A 16741-nucleotide genomic window follows, 5' to 3' on the forward strand; every position below is an offset into this window, starting at 1 on the left:
GTCAAAAAAGGATATAATTATCCTTTAAAAAAACTGAATTAAACTTTTGGGGGATCTAAAAAGGAAAGAATAGGTTCTTCCACTGAGCTGTCAAAATGGACAAAGGCTTTTGATGGAATTTCAATAATCAAAGCCTTGAAATTTGAAGAACCGAAATCTACTGTATGCACATGGCAGCAATGACAACTACAAAAAGGAGGGCATAAATCTGCTACTTTATCATGTGAATGGTCGATATCTAAATTCTGCGTAGCAACCACTGTTACTTCTGAATCAGAAATCACTTGTGAAGTATCACTATCATTACAGGCTAATAAGTTAAGCCCGAATATATATAGAGATAATATGACAGCGATCATTTTCACACTACAAAGATAAAAGAAAATCAATGCACAGATTGTGCAAAAATATAATGAGTACGTTGTTAAAGGATATTCATTTATTTCAAATCTTGAAATAATTGCGAAAATCTGTACAACAATGAACAGGCAAAATAGAATAATGATGGCCCCGATCACCCAATTGTTGGTAGTTCTTTTAATTTATCAAACACTTTACATCTTCAGGAATAAACCTTACGATGAAATAAATTCCAATCGGTAGTAAGATTAGGCCGTCAAGATATCCAATTATCGGGATGAAATCAGGATTAACATCAATTGGACTTAACGCATAACCGATAATTATAAAAATCAAAAGTTCGGCTTATCAGGGAGTTCGCTTTTCTTTCGAAATCAAATGGAGCATCACTATTCGCTGCTTTAGGTTATTCCCCCAGGTTTTTAAATTTTTAATAATACATAGGCCTGTTCAAAATACTTAAGAATTGTTGCACAAAGGGGATGCCAAATAGAAATTGATTCTATTTATTGTCTTTTAGTTTAAGATAATCATATATCTTTGCATTTACGAATAAAATCGGTGCAAAGGTTACCTATCCGGTTACCTGATTTTATTGAAACAATGTAAGTGTCTGGTTATTAAAATATTGTCTAGTGGTAATTTAGTTCTGCCACCCCGACTTTTTAAACTACCAAATTTTGGTTAATTAAGGGTAATTATATGGTTTTCATATAGTTACCCTTTTTTAATGCGTTAAATTCCACCAAACTTCACCAGCTATAATGTGAGTTATTCGTGAGTTTTGGTGTTTTTCGTGAGTTAATCGTGAGCTTATTTTTTGTAACTTGATTAGCCCCATGACCCTTAGTACATATTGATCGTTTTGGCTTTCAACCCTTAATTATTGTTTCATTTAAAAAACAAAACGATGCGTACCACTCAAACATTTATGATTTCTTTTTTCATCCGTAAGAAAAAAAACAAGCCGGAAGAAGCCCTCCTTTATTGGATAGGGCGGACAAACTGAGCCACCCGCGGCGGGTCAAACTGAGCATAGTAAACTAAGTGCTCAAAATCGATTCATTTGTGGTTAAATTTAGTGTTATTTTTTTAATTTTTTACGCATCGACTCTCCCTTAATATCGATACGGTGAGCTGTGTGAACAAGCCGATCCAAAATGGCATCAGCAATAGTTTGTTCTCCTATCATTTTATGCCAGGCTTCCACAGGTAATTGAGAAGCAATAATAGTACTGCGTTTACCATGGCGATCTTCAATAATTTCCATTAAAGCATGTCGATTAATATTATCCAGAGCTTTAAGTCCAAAGTCATCCAAGATTAATAGATCTTGTTTTTCCAGTTTACTAATCATCTTTAAATATGAGCCATCAGCTTTAGCTGTTTTTAATAAGGTAAAAAGCTTATTAGCGTTGTAATAAACCACCTTGTACCCAAGAGAACAGGCTTGATGGCCTATAGCTGAGGCCATATAACTTTTTCCAGCCCCAGTACTACCTGTTATGAGGATATTTTGGTTATTCTTAATAAAATCGCAGCTGGCAAAACGCTGGATCTGGTTCTTATCAAGTACTCTTGAAGGATCGTAATCTATAGCTTCTATAACCGCATTATACCTAAAATGTGCTGACTTTGTCAAGCGGTCTATTTTACGATTTTGACGATCATCCCATTCGGATTGGGTAAGATATGCTATGAGTTCATCACTGGTGTAATTGATGCTCTCAGGTGCTAAACTACTTTCAAAAGCTCTGTGCATGCCAAAGAGCCTTAGTTGCTTCATTTGTTCTAATGTTTTTGTATTCATAATCTATTTATTTGTAATAATGACTGCCTCTGATGTTCTTATGATTAGGGATATCTATAGACGCTTCTGTGTCTTCTTCATCGAGTTCATCCCATCCGTTTTTCAGGATTCTATCTATCATATTATAATTGTATGAGTTATAGTCTAACGCCCGTTTACAGGCGTTGTCCAGTCGTTGTTTTCCTACTTTTTTAGCCAGATGAAGGATGCCTAAACAGGATTTGTAAGATTGCTCCGGATGTTGTTTTTTATCTAAAATTTCAATAATCATGGTATGGCAATACACACCTATTTGACTAGCCCAGTCGATAAACTTTTCACTGCTCCATTCACTAACAAACCTATGGTGCGAAGGCATGTGTTCCTTTATGGTGGTATAACTATATTTCTGGCGCTCTCTGGCATGGAAGGTTAAGAGTTCATTCTGGTGGTAAATCTCTATAACACTTTCCGAGTATATAACCTTAACACGCTTACCTATGTGCTGGTAGGGCACGCTGTAATAATGCTTATCTTTACTGAAGTAGATATGACTATTTTTATGAACGGTAGCTCTGGACTGCCTCTTAATTTCATAACGTTTTTCAGGCAATGGTTTCAGGGCCTGTTTCTCTATTTCTTTGAATAGAGAATATCTAGAGTACTCGCGTCCCCTAAAAGACATGGCATTATGCTTTTTAAGCTGTTCTAATATAGCTTTATTAAGTTCTGCTATACTATGGAAGGTTTGATTGCGAAGTGGAGCAAATACACGTGTGTATATGATGCGAACCGCATTTTCTACAATGGCCTTATCCCGAGGTCTGTATGCTCTTGTGGGGAGCACTGCGGTTTCGTAATACTCTGCAAAATCAGCAAAATCGGCATTAACTCTGGGCTCGTAGCGACTACTTTTACTAACGGCTGCCCGAAGATTGTCGGGAACCAAGGCCTGGGGCACTCCTTCATAGAACCAAAGCGCATTTTCTACACAAGCCATAAAGTCTTCTTTCTTCTGGCTCTCACAGGCTTCTACGTAAGCATACTGGCTACTACCCAAAACACAGACAAAAACTTCTAAGTCCTGGATCTCACCGGTATGCTTGTCTACAATGGAGAGTTTCTTTCCTGTAAAATCTATAAATAATTTATCACCGGCTTTATGGGTAAAATGCATCACTGGAGACACTTCCTTGGTCCACTCGCGATACCAGTATCTAAACTGGGATAACTTATATCCATCAGGGTGTTTTGTGTAGTATTCCTGCCATAAAAGTTCTTTAGTGACACCAGTTTTACGAAGTTCCTTATCAAAATAAGGGAAGTACTTTTCTAATATGACAAGTTGTTCTGGCTTAGGTTTTTGGTCGGATTTAAAAAGCCTGTCCAACTCTTCTAAGGTCATAGCTGAGACTTCATAGCCTGTAAGCTGATAACGCTTGAAGAAATCGATGTACTTAACAATGGTATTGCGCGAGATACCTAACTGAAGGCTTATTTTTCGTTTGCTAACACCTTCTGAGTAAAGCTTAAATATCTGTTTTACTTTTCGCATATCTATTTGTTTATTGGCCATGATCTTTTTCATTAAAAGATCCGTAATGCCGTACAAATAGAATCGATTTTTTAGTGGCTCACTTTCGTCCGCTGCAGGTGGCTCAGTTTCATCCGCCGCGCTATGCTCACTTTAATCCGCTGTGGGTGGCTCAATATAGCCGTTTTTTGCAGTCCAAGACAGAAGAAGCTTTAAAAAACAGAATTCGAAGAGAAGAAATTAGAAGCTATGATCGAAAAGTTTTATTCAGCCGGATTATTTGGTTTCTCATAATCCCCCTTGCTGTGACATCCTTGGCTCTTTTAGCAGTTTATATACTTCAACAAGAAACCTCACAATCAGCTTTTGAAAATTACATCATAACAATTGCTGTAAGTGTACTTTTATGGATTCTAACGTCATTTGGAGTTACGAAACCAAGATTAGCAAAATTGAACGAAACTAGAAAGGCTCAAATTGAAATCCAAGTTGAGGAGAGATTTAGTAAGGAAATAGTATAAAAACGACTCGCCAACATCAGTTAATCGCAAATAACGGATTCAGCCGAAAAAGTGTAATTTTAGAAACAAGGAAAGAAAATGGTTAATCCGACAAGTCCGAGACCCTACTCCCGCAACTTACGATAACATTTGTGTGTAAGCTGAAAAAAAGCATCGTAAATGACAAAAGAACGTGCGAAAAAAATTGGAATTAAAGTTGCAACAATATCTGTGTCAATCGGAATTGTTTTAGCATACTTAATTCCGACTTGGATATTTTGGGACGGAACTTCAAAATCTTTTATGTGGATTTTTGACATCGGATTTTGGTTTAATGTAATAATGGGAATTGCATTCTTTTACGGAATGGGAAACTTTTTCGGAAAAAAAGCTGGGATTGAAATTCTTGTAAAAAAGCGGAACTATATTCTGACTGGAGTTAAATACGGAATTCTGACTTTGGTTACAGCTACCTTTTTGACAAGTCTAATCGGTTTTTTCCAAGAGGGAATTGACAATATTGGCGGATTTAGTAATCCTTTTTACGATTACATTTTCAAACCAATGTATTGGATTTTAATGTACGGAATTATTCCAGCAATTCTTGTTGGGATTTTATTCGGACTGACTATAAAACTAAATGGAAATAAATAGCCTACACACAAAAGCGGTAACCGTTGCAAAAGCTAATAATTCCTAGAAATCCTCATCCAAATAAACCGTTTTAAGCGGTTTATTATTTAAAGGTGGAATTGTATCCTTCAAAAAATAGACTGTTTAGGAGGCTGCTTTTAAACGCTCCTTCGAGGTTTTGATAATGATTGAACCGGGCAAGCTGGGCTGCACCAGTTTTTACACGTTTACCCGAATATTTGGGGTATTACAAACTTTTCTTGAAACCGAATTGTTCGTAAATATGCAATATGATTAATGTAAATAAAGAATTTTTTTAAGAATCTTAGTCATTTTTAGTATCAAAACCTTATAAATTTTTATATTTGAATCATATAGGCGCATAAATTTTGTCGCTTTTTAAGCTCTTTTGGATTTAATGAATGATTCGGTGAATGCTTACTAAAATTCGACGATAAAGTGGCGTAAATCCTACCAAAACTTTTGGTTTAGATTTCCTGCCACCCCGACTTCTTAAAAATCATTTTAACCTTTCCTCACCACCAAATGGCTCAGTCCCGGATCATTTAGTAACCGTTCCATTTCCGATTGGATAATATCTTGAATATCCTGTTTGATTTGGAAATAATTCCGCTGTACCATGCCCGAATCCAACTTTCGGATCACTTCAATGTCCTGGTAATTTTGTTCCTCACGCTTAAGGCTATCATGGTCATTGATAATCTCGCAATGGAAAGCTTTCAAGTCAATCTTACAATCAGGATTATCCGTTACCATGCCCACAAATTCACCAGAGCTTAAACTTGAGATTTTGGAAGGTGGTATCGCTACTTCCAATTGTTTGGATCGACTAATCGAGGTATCTCCGCTGTTGATGGAATAACTTTCCCTGTCCTGCATGATTTTACCAAAGCGTTCCGATAATTGTTTAGCGGTATCACCTGTCACCTGACCACTAACAATATTCCCAGTAATATTCATAATCACATCTGCCTGTTCACGGCCGTAATCTTTGCGGAGCTGACTAAAATCCTGAATGCCCAGACAGGTAGAAACCTTATTGCTTCGTGCAGTAGCGATCAGGCTGTCCATATTGTTCAGGTAGATGGTCGGGAACTCATCAAAAATAAGGCTGCTCTTTAGCTTCCCTTTTTTGTTCACCAGCTTAATTAATCGGTTTACATAAAGCGATAATACCGCTCCATAAATTTGTATTTTCTGCGGATTGTTCCCCATACACACAATCTTTGGATCATCCGGATTATTAATATCCAGATTAAAATCATTTCCCGATAGCACATAATACAATTGCGGGGATGAAAGCCTTGCCATCGCCACTTTTGCCGAAGCTATCTGGCCTTCCAATTGTTCCATGACATCATTCAAATAAGCGTTAACAAAAGGATTTATCAGTACTTCAATTTCCTTTTCGGTACGAAGCAAAGAAAATAGGCTATCATAATCTACCTGCATCAATTCTATTACATGCGGCAAGGTGCAAAATTCTCCATCCTTGTATTTTTTCAGATACCAGATAATAGCCGTCAGAAAGTTAATCGGAGATTCCACAAAGAAGTCTCCCTGACGTTTGATCCATTCCCTGTTTAACCCCATCAAAATGGTACGGGCACTTTCTGCCGCATCGGTAATATCGGTCATAGCTGAAGGTTCCAAGGGATTGCATCGATGGCTCCGGGTGAGATCATCAAAATTAATCACATAAAATGCTGGTGGCTTGATGTATCGATGTTGATTTTTAAGCCAGGTGTTATAAGCTATTTTGGAAAGGTCATCAAACTTAAAGTCATATACGAACATACTAAACCCTTTCCGAATATGCTGGGTAATCACATGGCGTATGACAAAGTAAGATTTTCCGGAACCGGGTGTTCCCAATACCATAATCGCCCGAAATGGATTAATGATATTGACCCAACTTTTCCGATGCTTATCCTTTAATTGATATTGGGCAGGAAGGTTAATGGAATATTCATTTTCCAGCAATCGTTCTTCCTGTGGAAAGGTTTCATTTTCCTTATTAAAAATATCCTTGTTATTGAGTTTGTCCCTTATGATTCGGGAAAGTAAAGTTCCTCCCGTCAATACCAGTAGAAAGCCTATTCCTGTGAGTGCCATATACAGGATAGCAGTGGTCACCATTGGTATGTTCAGCTTCATACACAGATAGCTGATAGAATAAATAAGCAGTCCGGTAATCAGATAAGCAAATGCTGTTCTATTATTTAATTTCTCATCCTTTTTCCCTTTGGCTCCTAAAAGGGATATACCCAAAAAACAAAGTGCAATTAATTTCGATTTGTGAAAACTGCTGAATAATCCCGTCTTATAAATATTGCTTAAAATACGGTCACTAAAAGTGCTGCTCCATCCCCATATTTCAAATGCCCTGTAACAGTAGTAATAGAAATGGATGATTAAAATGGAAATGCTGATGAGCCTGGTCATATCCAGTATCTTTCTCAGCGCCTGTTCATTTTCTCCGGTGTGCATTGCCATAGCTTTAATTTTTTTTACTGATTATTATTCAGGTTTCTTTTTTTCTTCTTTTTACGTTTCTTTTTAAGCTGATTAGGTAAATAATTCGAGGTGTTTTCTGCCTGGGTTAAAACCTCCAATACATTTTCTTTTCCTGTTAATATGGAAACAGATTGATATTCTTTATCAACTTCTTTGGTTTCTGCCGCAGCGGCAGTCTGTGGCTGTAACCCAATGGTTTGTTTCGGGTCGGGATGCCTTAGCAAATCCTGTCCTGAAACCCTTTCCGGTAAACACCTTTCCTGAATAGCTTTGGCACTATAGGCTTTGCCCAAAACACTTCCGTTAAAAACACATTTGGTTTGGTGATCTACATAGGTGATTCCGTATAAAATTCCGTTAGCGTTTTGCCTAAGCACAGTATGGATACCCTGTTTTTCCAATGCAGATATAAGTTCTGGAATGGATATCTTTTTTGATAACAATTTCTTATCCACCGCATTTTTTATCCGTCTTTTAAAAGGTGTTCGTTTAGTGGCATTTTCTTTGAATTTCTGCTCCAGAAATTTCAAAGTTGGTTTATTATAAAACAGGCTGGCTTTGATAGGGACACCTACCGCATTCCCATCCGCATCCAGCACCCGGTATAACAATCCGCCAGTTTGATAAACCTTTGAATTTTCCGTTCCTCGTTCTGCTTTTACATTATATTGATTGAGTACTGCATTTAGTTCCGGAAGGCTGGTATATTTGTATGGATTCAACACATTTTCCAGAATGTTCTGAATAGCCATTTTGGTTTGCGATTTGCCATACATTGCCTTGCCTACAACTATGGGTTTTAACTGATAATTTTCATCTTTTTTTTGGGCTTCAGCCTGCACCAAACCAAACTCTTTTTCCAATGCTTTTCGAGCTGGTTCAGATTTACGAATACCCAAATGGTGCAAGTCAATTCGCTTGCCGTCCGCTTCAATATTAGTAGTCACCAAATGGATGTGCGGATGCCCTGCATCGTGATGTTGATAGACCAGATAAGGTTGTTCACCGAAACCGATTTTATCCAGATAACCATTGGCTATTTCAAGCAGTTTTTGTTTAGGTAAATGCTTTTCTGAAACATCAAAATTGAGAGAAATATGGACACTATTCCGCTTGGTTTTTTCATTTAATTCCATCTGTTTTAGGAAGCGATTGAGCTTCATGGTAAAGCTCATTTTATCCGGGTCAACAGGGTAATTTCCTGCTCCGATACACTCGGCTACTCCCTGCTTTACCTTGTTCTCATTGTAGTTTAAAATGCGGTGAATGGAGTGTCCTGTTTTAATTACTGCAACCATATCTCTGCCATTTTTTTGATATGAGTTTTAATCTCATCCACCTTATTGAACAGGGTTCTTTTTTCCACTTCGTAGGTGATCAGCCAGTTTTTAAATTCCGCAATTCCATGAAGTGTATGCAGCTTTTTTACCGCCTGATTAAAGTTGTTCCCCACATGGTTAAGTTCCTTTCTAAGTTTACCCATCTCCACCATAAAATCATCGGCAGATTGGTTGCGGTAGGTAGTTACAATGGGCTTTTCAAAAAGGCTGTGACGGACATATTCGCTTAGCTTTCGGCAGGTGCTGTTTTGCCATTTCTTTTCAATTTTTTCATACTCATCGGGTGTCAAACGCAGCCCGATAATGCGTGTTCTGTTTGATTTTTTTCCTTCCATCTCATTCTCCTTTATCCTGTTATCAAACTCAAAAATTCATTCTATACGCCCTGCCCACGAGTTCCGAGTGATAGGCAGCAAGATGTCGGTTGTTAAACAACCGTTCATCTTGCCGTTTGCAGGAACGTGGCAAACTCATCGTTTTTACCAAAGTCTGCCAGTAGCTTATCATTCACTTTCAGGAGTTTTGGCGACTTTCTAAATAGTGAAGTTTTCAAAAAATGCTTAGCAACACTTTTACAGTTTATTCCCTAAGCGTTTTTTCTGCTGCTTTCCTATACCCACCAACCAATCATTAAGATCCTTATGATTTTTGTATAAGGTGCTTTTATCAATATATTTTGTATTCATTGAAAGTGCACGCTGGGTAAGATTTTGTCCAGTGGCATCCCTATCCAGGTACAGTCGAATCACCTGATGTTCCTCCATAAACGGGCGTGCTCTTTCAAAGAAGGAAACCGAATTTAAAACCACAAAATCCTGACTATTTTCAGGAAGGTTTTTGTGGAGGGCTCTAAGGGATAAAAAATCGGTAAAACCTTCGAAAACTGCCACCTCTTTAGAACTATTTTTTATAGTGGTCATATCCTTGGGAGTACTGCTGGCTTTGAAATAAGGATTACGTATTTCAAAGCCGCCGGAATCATTTTTAAAACCAATTCCGTAATAGTTTTTGGCATTCAGCTCATAATGTACTTCCTGGCAATATCGGGTTGCAATTTCAACAGGGATTTTTCGTTGTTCCAAGTAGCGGATTAACGGGTAAGAATTAAGCGCAACCTCTTTTAAAATTTTAAGTGGATGCTCCGGTTCATTTTTTATTTTAGGACTATTTTTTAAGGGCTTTTGAAAAGAAAAACCACCATCCAATTTTTTTAGAAATTCTCCAACGGAACAACTGTAATATTGAATCCCGAAATCGATAATATTACCTCCCTTACCAAGTCCATGATCATACCATCGGTTCAGCATTCGATTTACCTTAAAAGAGGGTGTCTTTTCCTGCCGTAATGGTGAAACATACCAATAGTCATTGTTTCTGATTTTTGAAGGCTCATAACCTAACAAGGACAGGTACTGAACCATATCCATTTCCTTAGCTTCCACAATGGAAAGTTTTTGTTTCCTGAAATCCATAACCGCACATTTTCATCTTCACTATTCAGTTCACGGACATAAAGTTAAACAAGTGCTATGGCTTCTACCTATCCTCATTATATTTTGAATGGGATGGTAGTCAATAGGTTAAAAGATAATTAAGAATGATTTTTGCTCTTTTTAAAACTGTAGTTTTAGGCAATTCAACCAATTCATATCCCAAGAAATAATAGGTTTCCTTCATTATATGATACGTGGCAACTGCTTCTTCAAAAGTCTGTTTTCTCTCGGCATCATTTACATAAATAGCTTTCCAAGGTGTAGTTATAAAAACCATAGGATGATATTGGTTTTCTTTTTCTGCCTGCCACATTGTTTCAGGAATGGAAATATTGCAAAGTTTTAGGTATCCAATGACATCTGGAATACCACGGTCAAAAAATGTTAATCCACACTTCTCCGACACATTCTGAAAATCTTTGAGGGATTGCCGAAACATAGCCATTGCAAATCCTTCTTTATCAAGCCAAGGTAAACGATTTCCATCTGTTTTCAGTTCTTTTTGGATAATGCTTCTACCAGTTTCTTCAACGGAATGATATCCCATAACTGAAAGTTGTTCTAACACGGATGTCTTTCCCATTCCGGGACCTCCTGTAATAATAATAGCGCTTGATTTGTTTTTCATAGTTCTAATAATTATCTCCTTCATATTTTGATGAGGATGATTTCTTTTACTCTTAATACTTTTGTTATTAATGTTGAATGATTTAAAACGTGTGATTATGTTGACAACAAATGATGTAGCCAAAGTTTATGATACGATCTTAAGTATCCCTGGCATGAATGACACAGTGAAGATTGATTTGAGGATCTCACGTAAAAATGTGCTATTACTAAACCATGTAATTGAGCGTGGATTAGTCGTGAAAGATGATGAGAAAAATGATGGACTTCTATCTAATGTGCCCGAAGAAAACCTGGTAGAATTGAAAAGTATTGCCGGTCAATATCTCGAAAAAGCCGGACTTATTGAACTCAAAGAAAAGTTGAATGAGTTAGGAAAAGGGAAGTAAAGTATTCAGGCTGGTTATTCGGTTATCCAGCCTTCTTCTTTTCTGATATTTTGAACCTTATTTGCTATGAGCCAATCTTCAAATAATGAATCGTTAATAGGAGTAAATTTAATAAATTCTCCTGAGGATAGCATTAAGGTAAAATCATTAGCTACGGTAATGTATTTGAGGAGTTCTGAAGCTGAATAATGAAATCCGGGAAAATGCTGGGCGGCTGCTTTCATATCAATATTTTTATGGATTAATACCGCCTGATTTAAAATAGCGCAGGCAGCAACTTATAGCACTGAGGTCTTAGGAAACCCAACAACAATAAGTGCACCCACGCAGTAGCATGAGCTTTCTTCACTTGTTGTCCAGCTGTTATCGCAAGTTCCCAACTTTCAGTGCTGGACTCAAAGCAAAACTCTTCAAGAATATTCTAACTAAGATAGCTGTTTGAGCCTTAGATGAAAAGGGAAATTTATACTTAATTATCTGAGCTATTTTGAATTAAAAATCTTCTAAGAATAAATGAATTAATAAAAATAAACTCCTTATATTTTAAGTTTAATTTAAACGATCCAGAATTTTTATCATTTCTAAAAGGGTCCCTTTAGGCTCAATTTTCCCGTCCTCCCAATCTTTAATTTCCTCAACAACACTACTACCGGAATATACTGTCTTGATTTCTCCACTAAACGAAAATTCCTTTTCTCCTTTTTTATTAAATAGCATATTTAAAGTTTCACAGCATTTGTCTGCGGTCTGCTGAGTATCAAAAATCAGGCTGGTCAAACGCTGTTTTTTGTAATAAATAGTCAATTCTGCAATCGTTTTTTTATCTTGTTCCATATTAATTCTATTAAAATTTAACCTTTGCAGTCATAGTTAAAAAAAGGAATATTATATGCAAGGCTTTACGATTCATAGCACCTCTTTCTTAACCAAAAATACAAACAATTGAATAGTGGTTTTTACTTTATATTGCTTCCGTAATTTTGCTAGTAGTTTCTCGATGGTACTTAAAGATGTGGCAGAATAGCCATTTTTTTTGAGTTCTTGGCTTACTTCTTTTTGGGTATACCCTTTAGCTAATAGTTTCATAACCTTGTATTCTTTTTTATCCATCGTAATTGGATTATTATTCTCTATTTTCACTATTACCTCCCCTAGCCTAACGAAGTTCTTTTGTGATAACTCGTTTACGGCTGGGCTTTAAAGCTTTCCTGCCTGCCGGCAGGCAGGTTTTCAATAATCTCTTTGGCCATCTGATGATCCAGAGATAAATTAGCATACATCTGTTTGAGCCTTCGATTTTCTTCCTCAAGGTCTTTTAAACGCTTGAGTTCTTTACCGTTCATACCGCCATAGCGTTTCCGCCACTTGTAAAAAGCAGCTGTGCTGATTTTGTACTCCAGGCTGATCTCAGCGGCCGTTTTGCCGTTATCAAATTCCTTTAAAATCTTGGCGATTTGTTGTGGTGAATATCTACTCTTCTTCATAATTACTGTTTAAAATTAAGCAAAATATTATACTTTTAAACAGTTCGCTTTTAGGGGAAGCTTACAATGGCTGCGGAATCGTTTACGGTATTACATCTGGCACCACTGGAAAAAACCCGAACGAAAACGGAAAAACCTGATTCGGTTGGGAATTAACCCAGACCACGCCTACGCTTGGAGCCGTACCAGAATGGGCGGTTGGGCAGTTGCCAAGAGTCCTATTTTGCGTACCACCATTACCGTAGAACGCTTAAAAATGAAAGGTTATGTTAGTCTAATCGAATACTACAATCGATGAGTTTCATTGTTGAACCGCCCAGTACGAGACCCTTACGCTGAGTGGTTTGAGGGATGTACTCCGTCATTTGTTGGCAGAGCCATCCACTCGATTCTCGGCAGTTTTCTTTTTTTCAATTATTTTATTTATCGCATCGAGTTTTTCTCTCCGATTCAAAATTTCACTTACTTTTCTTTCAATTTCAAGTGGCAAAACTGGTATTCTTCTGTTGAAAAGAGTCAAATATTCCACGCATTCCAAATTCGGTATTCTAATCCAATCTCTGTCCACTTCATTGAAGACTTCACTCATGATATCAAAATCAATTTCTCCGATTTTCAATTGTCCATAATATGATTTTATTCCTCCTGAAGTTGAGTATCCAAAAGGTTTAGCAATGTATTCTTCAAATAGTTCTTTAATTGACTTAGCCCCCTCTTTATCCGTCAATATGTCAATATCATTCGGTCGAATTATTCCTTCTCCTCCTTCTAAAAAAAGTCGATAAGAACCAGTTAAAGCCCAATTTAATTTATGATTCTCTATTCTGTTGATAAAGAATATCATCCTATCCTTGTACAAGTCCTTAATCATTGTTAACCCTATTTTCCCAGACAAAATTTATTTTTTTTTTAATTCGGTCATATGCAAAATCAGGACAAGGCAATGCATTACAGAGAATGCAATTATATTCGGTAAACGAAGTAATTATTTCATCTTCATGAGGATTGTTTTTTATCCAATTTAAGCTTTCGTCAATTTTTTTTAACTCTTTGGCTTTCTTGTCAAAAAGTATGTAATGATCAATAATATTTAGAGTAAAAATGAAATTTATTAGTAAGGCTAAATATCCAGCAATACTTTTGCTTAATTCCTGGTCAGCATTACTTTCTGATAAAATGAAAAAGCCATATATGATTGAGCCGGCTAATAGTACAGAAATTCCAATTATGACTGATAAAATCAATAATGAATAACTTCTCATTATTTCAGAAGTGAAGTAGCAATTTTGCTGAATATTTTCTATCAGCTTTTCATATTTATCTACCCTATCGGTATAATAATCAGTCTTTTTATCAGGGTTCTTTTTTGCCTTTTCTAATATTGAACGCGGTAGCCTTGAAATTAAATATGACCTAGATGTGCCATTGGCGGCATCGGGGAAAATTCTCTCAATCATATCCATTTTCCTTACATTTTCACCCAGTTCGTAATATTTTTTTGACTTGTATATCAATGAAATGCTTAGGATGATTACAGCAATTGAGAATGCAAGTAAAGCCCAAATTGAACTATTCGTTTCACTCGGATTAGCCAAAATCAGGTAAATATTAATCGCAAAAAGTAGGGCTTGAACAAAGTATGACCAATAGACAAATCTATTCGAGACTTTATAAAGCTCTCTCATTGTTATTGCAAGGCTCAAATGAATTGCTTGGTCTTTTTCTTTGTCCATTGTTTTTTATTTTAATTGCCGAGAACAGTCTCCTACCGCAAGTTGCGGGAGTAGGGACGCAGATTTGTCTGCTTACATCAGGTATGTTCGTCAAGTTAATTATTTTCTTTCTAAAGGTGCCGCTATTGGCGATGAACCGTTGTGGTGCGTTTATTAGTACGGTAAAACTTTGTGTAGCCAGTATTTGGCAGTCGTAGAATCATAAGCCTCTAAGTAATCTTTAACTTTACTAATATTATACCTTAAACTATTCAACTTATCTTTTTTTGACTGGGCAGCTGACCAATCTAGAGATAATTGATTTACTGCATAAAAAAATCCTGTTTGATAATTATCGTTGTAAAAATTCATATCGGCCACCTTCATTTCTAAATCATATGAATCAAAGGGATAGCCATTTTTTGCGTTCCAAGCTTTCATTAATCGAATTACTGTTTTTACAATGTAATTATACTTTTTGTTGACCTCCGCTAATTTTTCTTTTACATCGTAAGGATTTGTTTCCTGCCAGTTACTAGAAAAATTTTTACTTGGAATGAATAATTTTTCTTCATTCAACCAATTTGTTTCTAATTTAGCAGGTACTAAGTCAAAATTTATATTGTTTAGCCTAACGGTAACAGTTGGAAAACTTTTTAAAACCTCAGATCCATATCTATCTTTATAATTTTTATCTGCAAAATTCTTAAGCCATGCCCTGTAAGTTTCTGGAGTTCTTTCATATTCAGAATGCTTAAAGACAACCATAATATCTACATCCGATTTGATATCAATTGACCGGCTAAGTATTGTGCCCCGGCTATATGATCCGAAAACAAATCTTTTTCTAAGCAAGTATTCAAAATCCTTATCTAATTTCGAAAGCATATTGTCTACAGAAGTGTTTATCCTGCTAATCTCGTATGAATCCTTTTTTAAATAATAATTGTATGATAGATCTTTTAGATAATTATTAAGAGAAAGTGCCATATTATTTCCACCATTTTTTCATTTCACCTTTGTTTTCAATTGCACTCTCAGCCATTCTTTTTGCGATTTGATTTATTATCGGTTTGTCTTTTTTATTCAATCTTTCTATTTTTTTTGAGACCTCCTCGAATTCTTCATCCGAACAACTTTCTTTATAAAACAATTCTTGAAGTTTATAATGAATACTTAAATATTCATCACCGATTTTCATATGTCTACTGATGGTGTTTTCGTCTTCTTGCGATTCGTAAATAAGTAAAAGTATTGAGGCAATTAAAGAAACTACTCCGAATATTTTTGTGATTAATTGTAGTTCAAGTTCTAAAATTGAAAATATAGCGAATAGGATATTTGTAACAATTAAACTTTTTAAGAAAATTCTTTTTAAGTCTGCTGTCTTATAATGACTTTTAGCACCGTAGGCTGTGTTTTCACCCCACTCTTTAATAATCTTTTTGTTCATATTTTTTTATAAATGCACCACAACGGTTTTGTATAATAGTCAGTTGCGGATTCGTTTAGAATAAAGATAGCAAAAAAACATCTAATTTAATGCAAGCGCAGTTTTGTCCGCAGGACAAAAAGCCGCAATTGCTATTATACATTGTTACCTGTTTTTGCGACACGTTCTGCTTTTTATCCGTTAATAATTTTATCCTAATTTATCAATTTTTGATTATTATTTTATTGAAAGTTTCAATTTTCATTTGTCAGAGCAGAGTGAAAGTCAATTTTTTACCGATTTGATTTTTTTCAATTAGTTTTTGGTCCAATTTTATGCGAATTTTTCTCTTTTTCCTCAAATTCTCTTTTGGAAATAATCCGATTTGATTTTTGTCATTTTAAAATTTAATTTGCTGCTAAAAAAGACTTTAAATCTGTAGATTTTCGATTGTTTTCACTCCTTTTTCGTCTGAGTAAATTTTTTATTTTGAACTCAAAACATTCTTTTTGAATTCTAAGATTTCTTATTTAGTTTTTTGTCAGAAATTTTGTTTTTGAATAAAATGAAGCTTTAAAAATGATTTTCAATTAATCGCTTTTCGCTTTTTGAGTATCCATTTTCTTCTTGATTTTGAGTGAGTTTTCTATAGAATAAGGATTTATTTTATCAATTTTGAGTTTTCTTGTGTATCAATTATTTTCATCATCACCGGCCTGAGTGAGTTTTTGGAGCAATTACAGGTAACGGTTTTGTATAATAGTCAGTTGCGGATTCGTTTAGAATAAAGATAGCAAAAAAAAAATCGAATTTGATGCATGCGCGGTTTTGTCCGTAGGACAAAAAGCCGCAATTGCTATTATACATTGTTACCTGTTTTTGCGACACGTTCTGCTTTTTATTCGTTAAT

General features: G+C 35.8%; 20 protein-coding genes and 1 pseudogene. 4 read left to right on the forward strand and 17 right to left on the reverse strand.

Annotation, left to right across the window (positions count from 1 at the left end; genetic code table 11):
* Positions 1-38: 38 nt before the first annotated feature.
* The 4 genes from L1967_RS12335 to istA all read right to left on the reverse strand — a co-directional run bounded on the left by L1967_RS12335 (position 39) and on the right by istA (position 3704).
* Complete coding sequence (locus tag L1967_RS12335) at positions 39-359, reverse strand: DUF6660 family protein (RefSeq protein ID WP_220114942.1); 321 nt, start codon at positions 357-359, stop codon at positions 39-41.
* Between the two features lie 178 nt (positions 360-537).
* On the reverse strand, positions 538-696 hold the full coding sequence (locus tag L1967_RS22485) for a YkvA family protein (protein WP_220114933.1): 159 nt from the start codon (positions 694-696) through the stop codon (positions 538-540).
* Between the two features lie 748 nt (positions 697-1444).
* A complete protein-coding gene (gene istB / locus L1967_RS12340; protein ID WP_228249459.1) occupies positions 1445-2170 on the reverse strand; it encodes an IS21-like element helper ATPase IstB in 726 nt (241 codons plus the stop codon).
* 7 nt (positions 2171-2177) lie between these two features.
* Entirely contained in the window at positions 2178-3704 is a 1527-nt protein-coding gene (istA, locus tag L1967_RS12345; protein ID WP_228249460.1) for an IS21 family transposase, read from the reverse strand.
* 74 nt (positions 3705-3778) lie between these two features.
* On the opposite strand from istA, the gene L1967_RS12350 reads away from it, so the two are divergent.
* The gene (locus L1967_RS12350) at positions 3779-4204 is read left to right on the forward strand and encodes a hypothetical protein (RefSeq protein ID WP_249601875.1); all 426 of its coding nucleotides are present in this window, start codon (positions 3779-3781) and stop codon (positions 4202-4204) included.
* Between the two features lie 159 nt (positions 4205-4363).
* Complete coding sequence (locus tag L1967_RS12355) at positions 4364-4837, forward strand: hypothetical protein (protein ID WP_249601876.1); 474 nt, start codon at positions 4364-4366, stop codon at positions 4835-4837.
* A gap of 504 nt (positions 4838-5341) precedes the next feature.
* Here the strand turns inward: L1967_RS12355 and mobC are convergent.
* From mobC to L1967_RS12380, 5 genes are all read right to left on the reverse strand, one after another.
* On the reverse strand, positions 5342-7327 hold the full coding sequence (mobC, locus tag L1967_RS12360; protein WP_041580061.1) for a conjugal transfer protein MobC: 1986 nt from the start codon (positions 7325-7327) through the stop codon (positions 5342-5344).
* Between the two features lie 20 nt (positions 7328-7347).
* Entirely contained in the window at positions 7348-8652 is a 1305-nt protein-coding gene (locus L1967_RS12365; RefSeq protein WP_013072826.1) for a relaxase/mobilization nuclease domain-containing protein, read from the reverse strand.
* A complete protein-coding gene (locus L1967_RS12370; protein ID WP_013072827.1) occupies positions 8640-9029 on the reverse strand; it encodes a plasmid mobilization protein in 390 nt (129 codons plus the stop codon). The genes L1967_RS12365 and L1967_RS12370 overlap by 13 nt, the downstream gene beginning before the upstream one ends.
* Positions 9030-9266: 237 nt before the next feature.
* Positions 9267-10166 carry a toprim domain-containing protein gene (locus L1967_RS12375; protein WP_249601877.1) on the reverse strand — a complete coding sequence of 300 codons (900 nt, stop codon included), beginning with the start codon at positions 10164-10166 and terminating at the stop codon, positions 9267-9269.
* Between the two features lie 100 nt (positions 10167-10266).
* The gene (locus L1967_RS12380; protein WP_249601878.1) at positions 10267-10839 is read right to left on the reverse strand and encodes an AAA family ATPase; all 573 of its coding nucleotides are present in this window, start codon (positions 10837-10839) and stop codon (positions 10267-10269) included.
* Positions 10840-10912: 73 nt separating this feature from the next.
* On the opposite strand from L1967_RS12380, the gene L1967_RS12385 reads away from it, so the two are divergent.
* The gene (locus L1967_RS12385) at positions 10913-11203 is read left to right on the forward strand and encodes a hypothetical protein (RefSeq protein ID WP_072319141.1); all 291 of its coding nucleotides are present in this window, start codon (positions 10913-10915) and stop codon (positions 11201-11203) included.
* A 14-nt stretch (positions 11204-11217) separates the two neighbouring features.
* Here L1967_RS12385 and L1967_RS12390 read toward each other — a convergent pair whose 3' ends face one another.
* The 4 genes and pseudogenes from L1967_RS12390 to L1967_RS12405 all read right to left on the reverse strand — a co-directional run.
* Positions 11218-11427 carry a hypothetical protein gene (locus L1967_RS12390; protein WP_249601879.1) on the reverse strand — a complete coding sequence of 70 codons (210 nt, stop codon included), beginning with the start codon at positions 11425-11427 and terminating at the stop codon, positions 11218-11220.
* A 325-nt stretch (positions 11428-11752) separates the two neighbouring features.
* Positions 11753-12037 (reverse strand): hypothetical protein, encoded by a 285-nt coding sequence (locus L1967_RS12395; RefSeq protein WP_249601880.1) that lies wholly within the window; start codon positions 12035-12037, stop codon positions 11753-11755.
* A gap of 72 nt (positions 12038-12109) precedes the next feature.
* Positions 12110-12313, reverse strand: coding sequence for a helix-turn-helix transcriptional regulator (locus tag L1967_RS12400; protein WP_249601881.1), 204 nt, complete (start codon positions 12311-12313; stop codon positions 12110-12112).
* Positions 12314-12365: 52 nt separating this feature from the next.
* A pseudogene (locus tag L1967_RS12405) lies at positions 12366-12687 on the reverse strand (transposase); the annotation flags it as partial.
* Between the two features lie 145 nt (positions 12688-12832).
* Between L1967_RS12405 and L1967_RS12410 the strand changes: the two are divergent.
* Positions 12833-12985, forward strand: coding sequence for a hypothetical protein (locus tag L1967_RS12410; RefSeq protein WP_249601882.1), 153 nt, complete (start codon positions 12833-12835; stop codon positions 12983-12985).
* Positions 12986-13048: 63 nt separating this feature from the next.
* On the opposite strand, the gene L1967_RS12415 is transcribed toward L1967_RS12410, so the two are convergent.
* The 4 genes from L1967_RS12415 to L1967_RS12430 all read right to left on the reverse strand — a co-directional run bounded on the left by L1967_RS12415 (position 13049) and on the right by L1967_RS12430 (position 15852).
* Entirely contained in the window at positions 13049-13558 is a 510-nt protein-coding gene (locus L1967_RS12415; protein ID WP_249601883.1) for a nucleotidyltransferase domain-containing protein, read from the reverse strand.
* Positions 13551-14420, reverse strand: coding sequence for a hypothetical protein (locus L1967_RS12420; protein WP_249601884.1), 870 nt, complete (start codon positions 14418-14420; stop codon positions 13551-13553). The genes L1967_RS12415 and L1967_RS12420 overlap by 8 nt, the downstream gene beginning before the upstream one ends.
* 153 nt (positions 14421-14573) lie before the next feature.
* Positions 14574-15389 carry an SMODS domain-containing nucleotidyltransferase gene (locus tag L1967_RS12425; protein WP_249601885.1) on the reverse strand — a complete coding sequence of 272 codons (816 nt, stop codon included), beginning with the start codon at positions 15387-15389 and terminating at the stop codon, positions 14574-14576.
* A gap of 1 nt (position 15390) precedes the next feature.
* Positions 15391-15852 (reverse strand): hypothetical protein, encoded by a 462-nt coding sequence (locus tag L1967_RS12430; RefSeq protein ID WP_249601886.1) that lies wholly within the window; start codon positions 15850-15852, stop codon positions 15391-15393.
* Positions 15853-16741: the final 889 nt, after the last annotated feature.

Source organism: Zunongwangia pacifica (assembly GCF_023499215.1).
Taxonomy (GTDB): Bacteria; Bacteroidota; Bacteroidia; order Flavobacteriales; family Flavobacteriaceae; genus Zunongwangia; species Zunongwangia pacifica.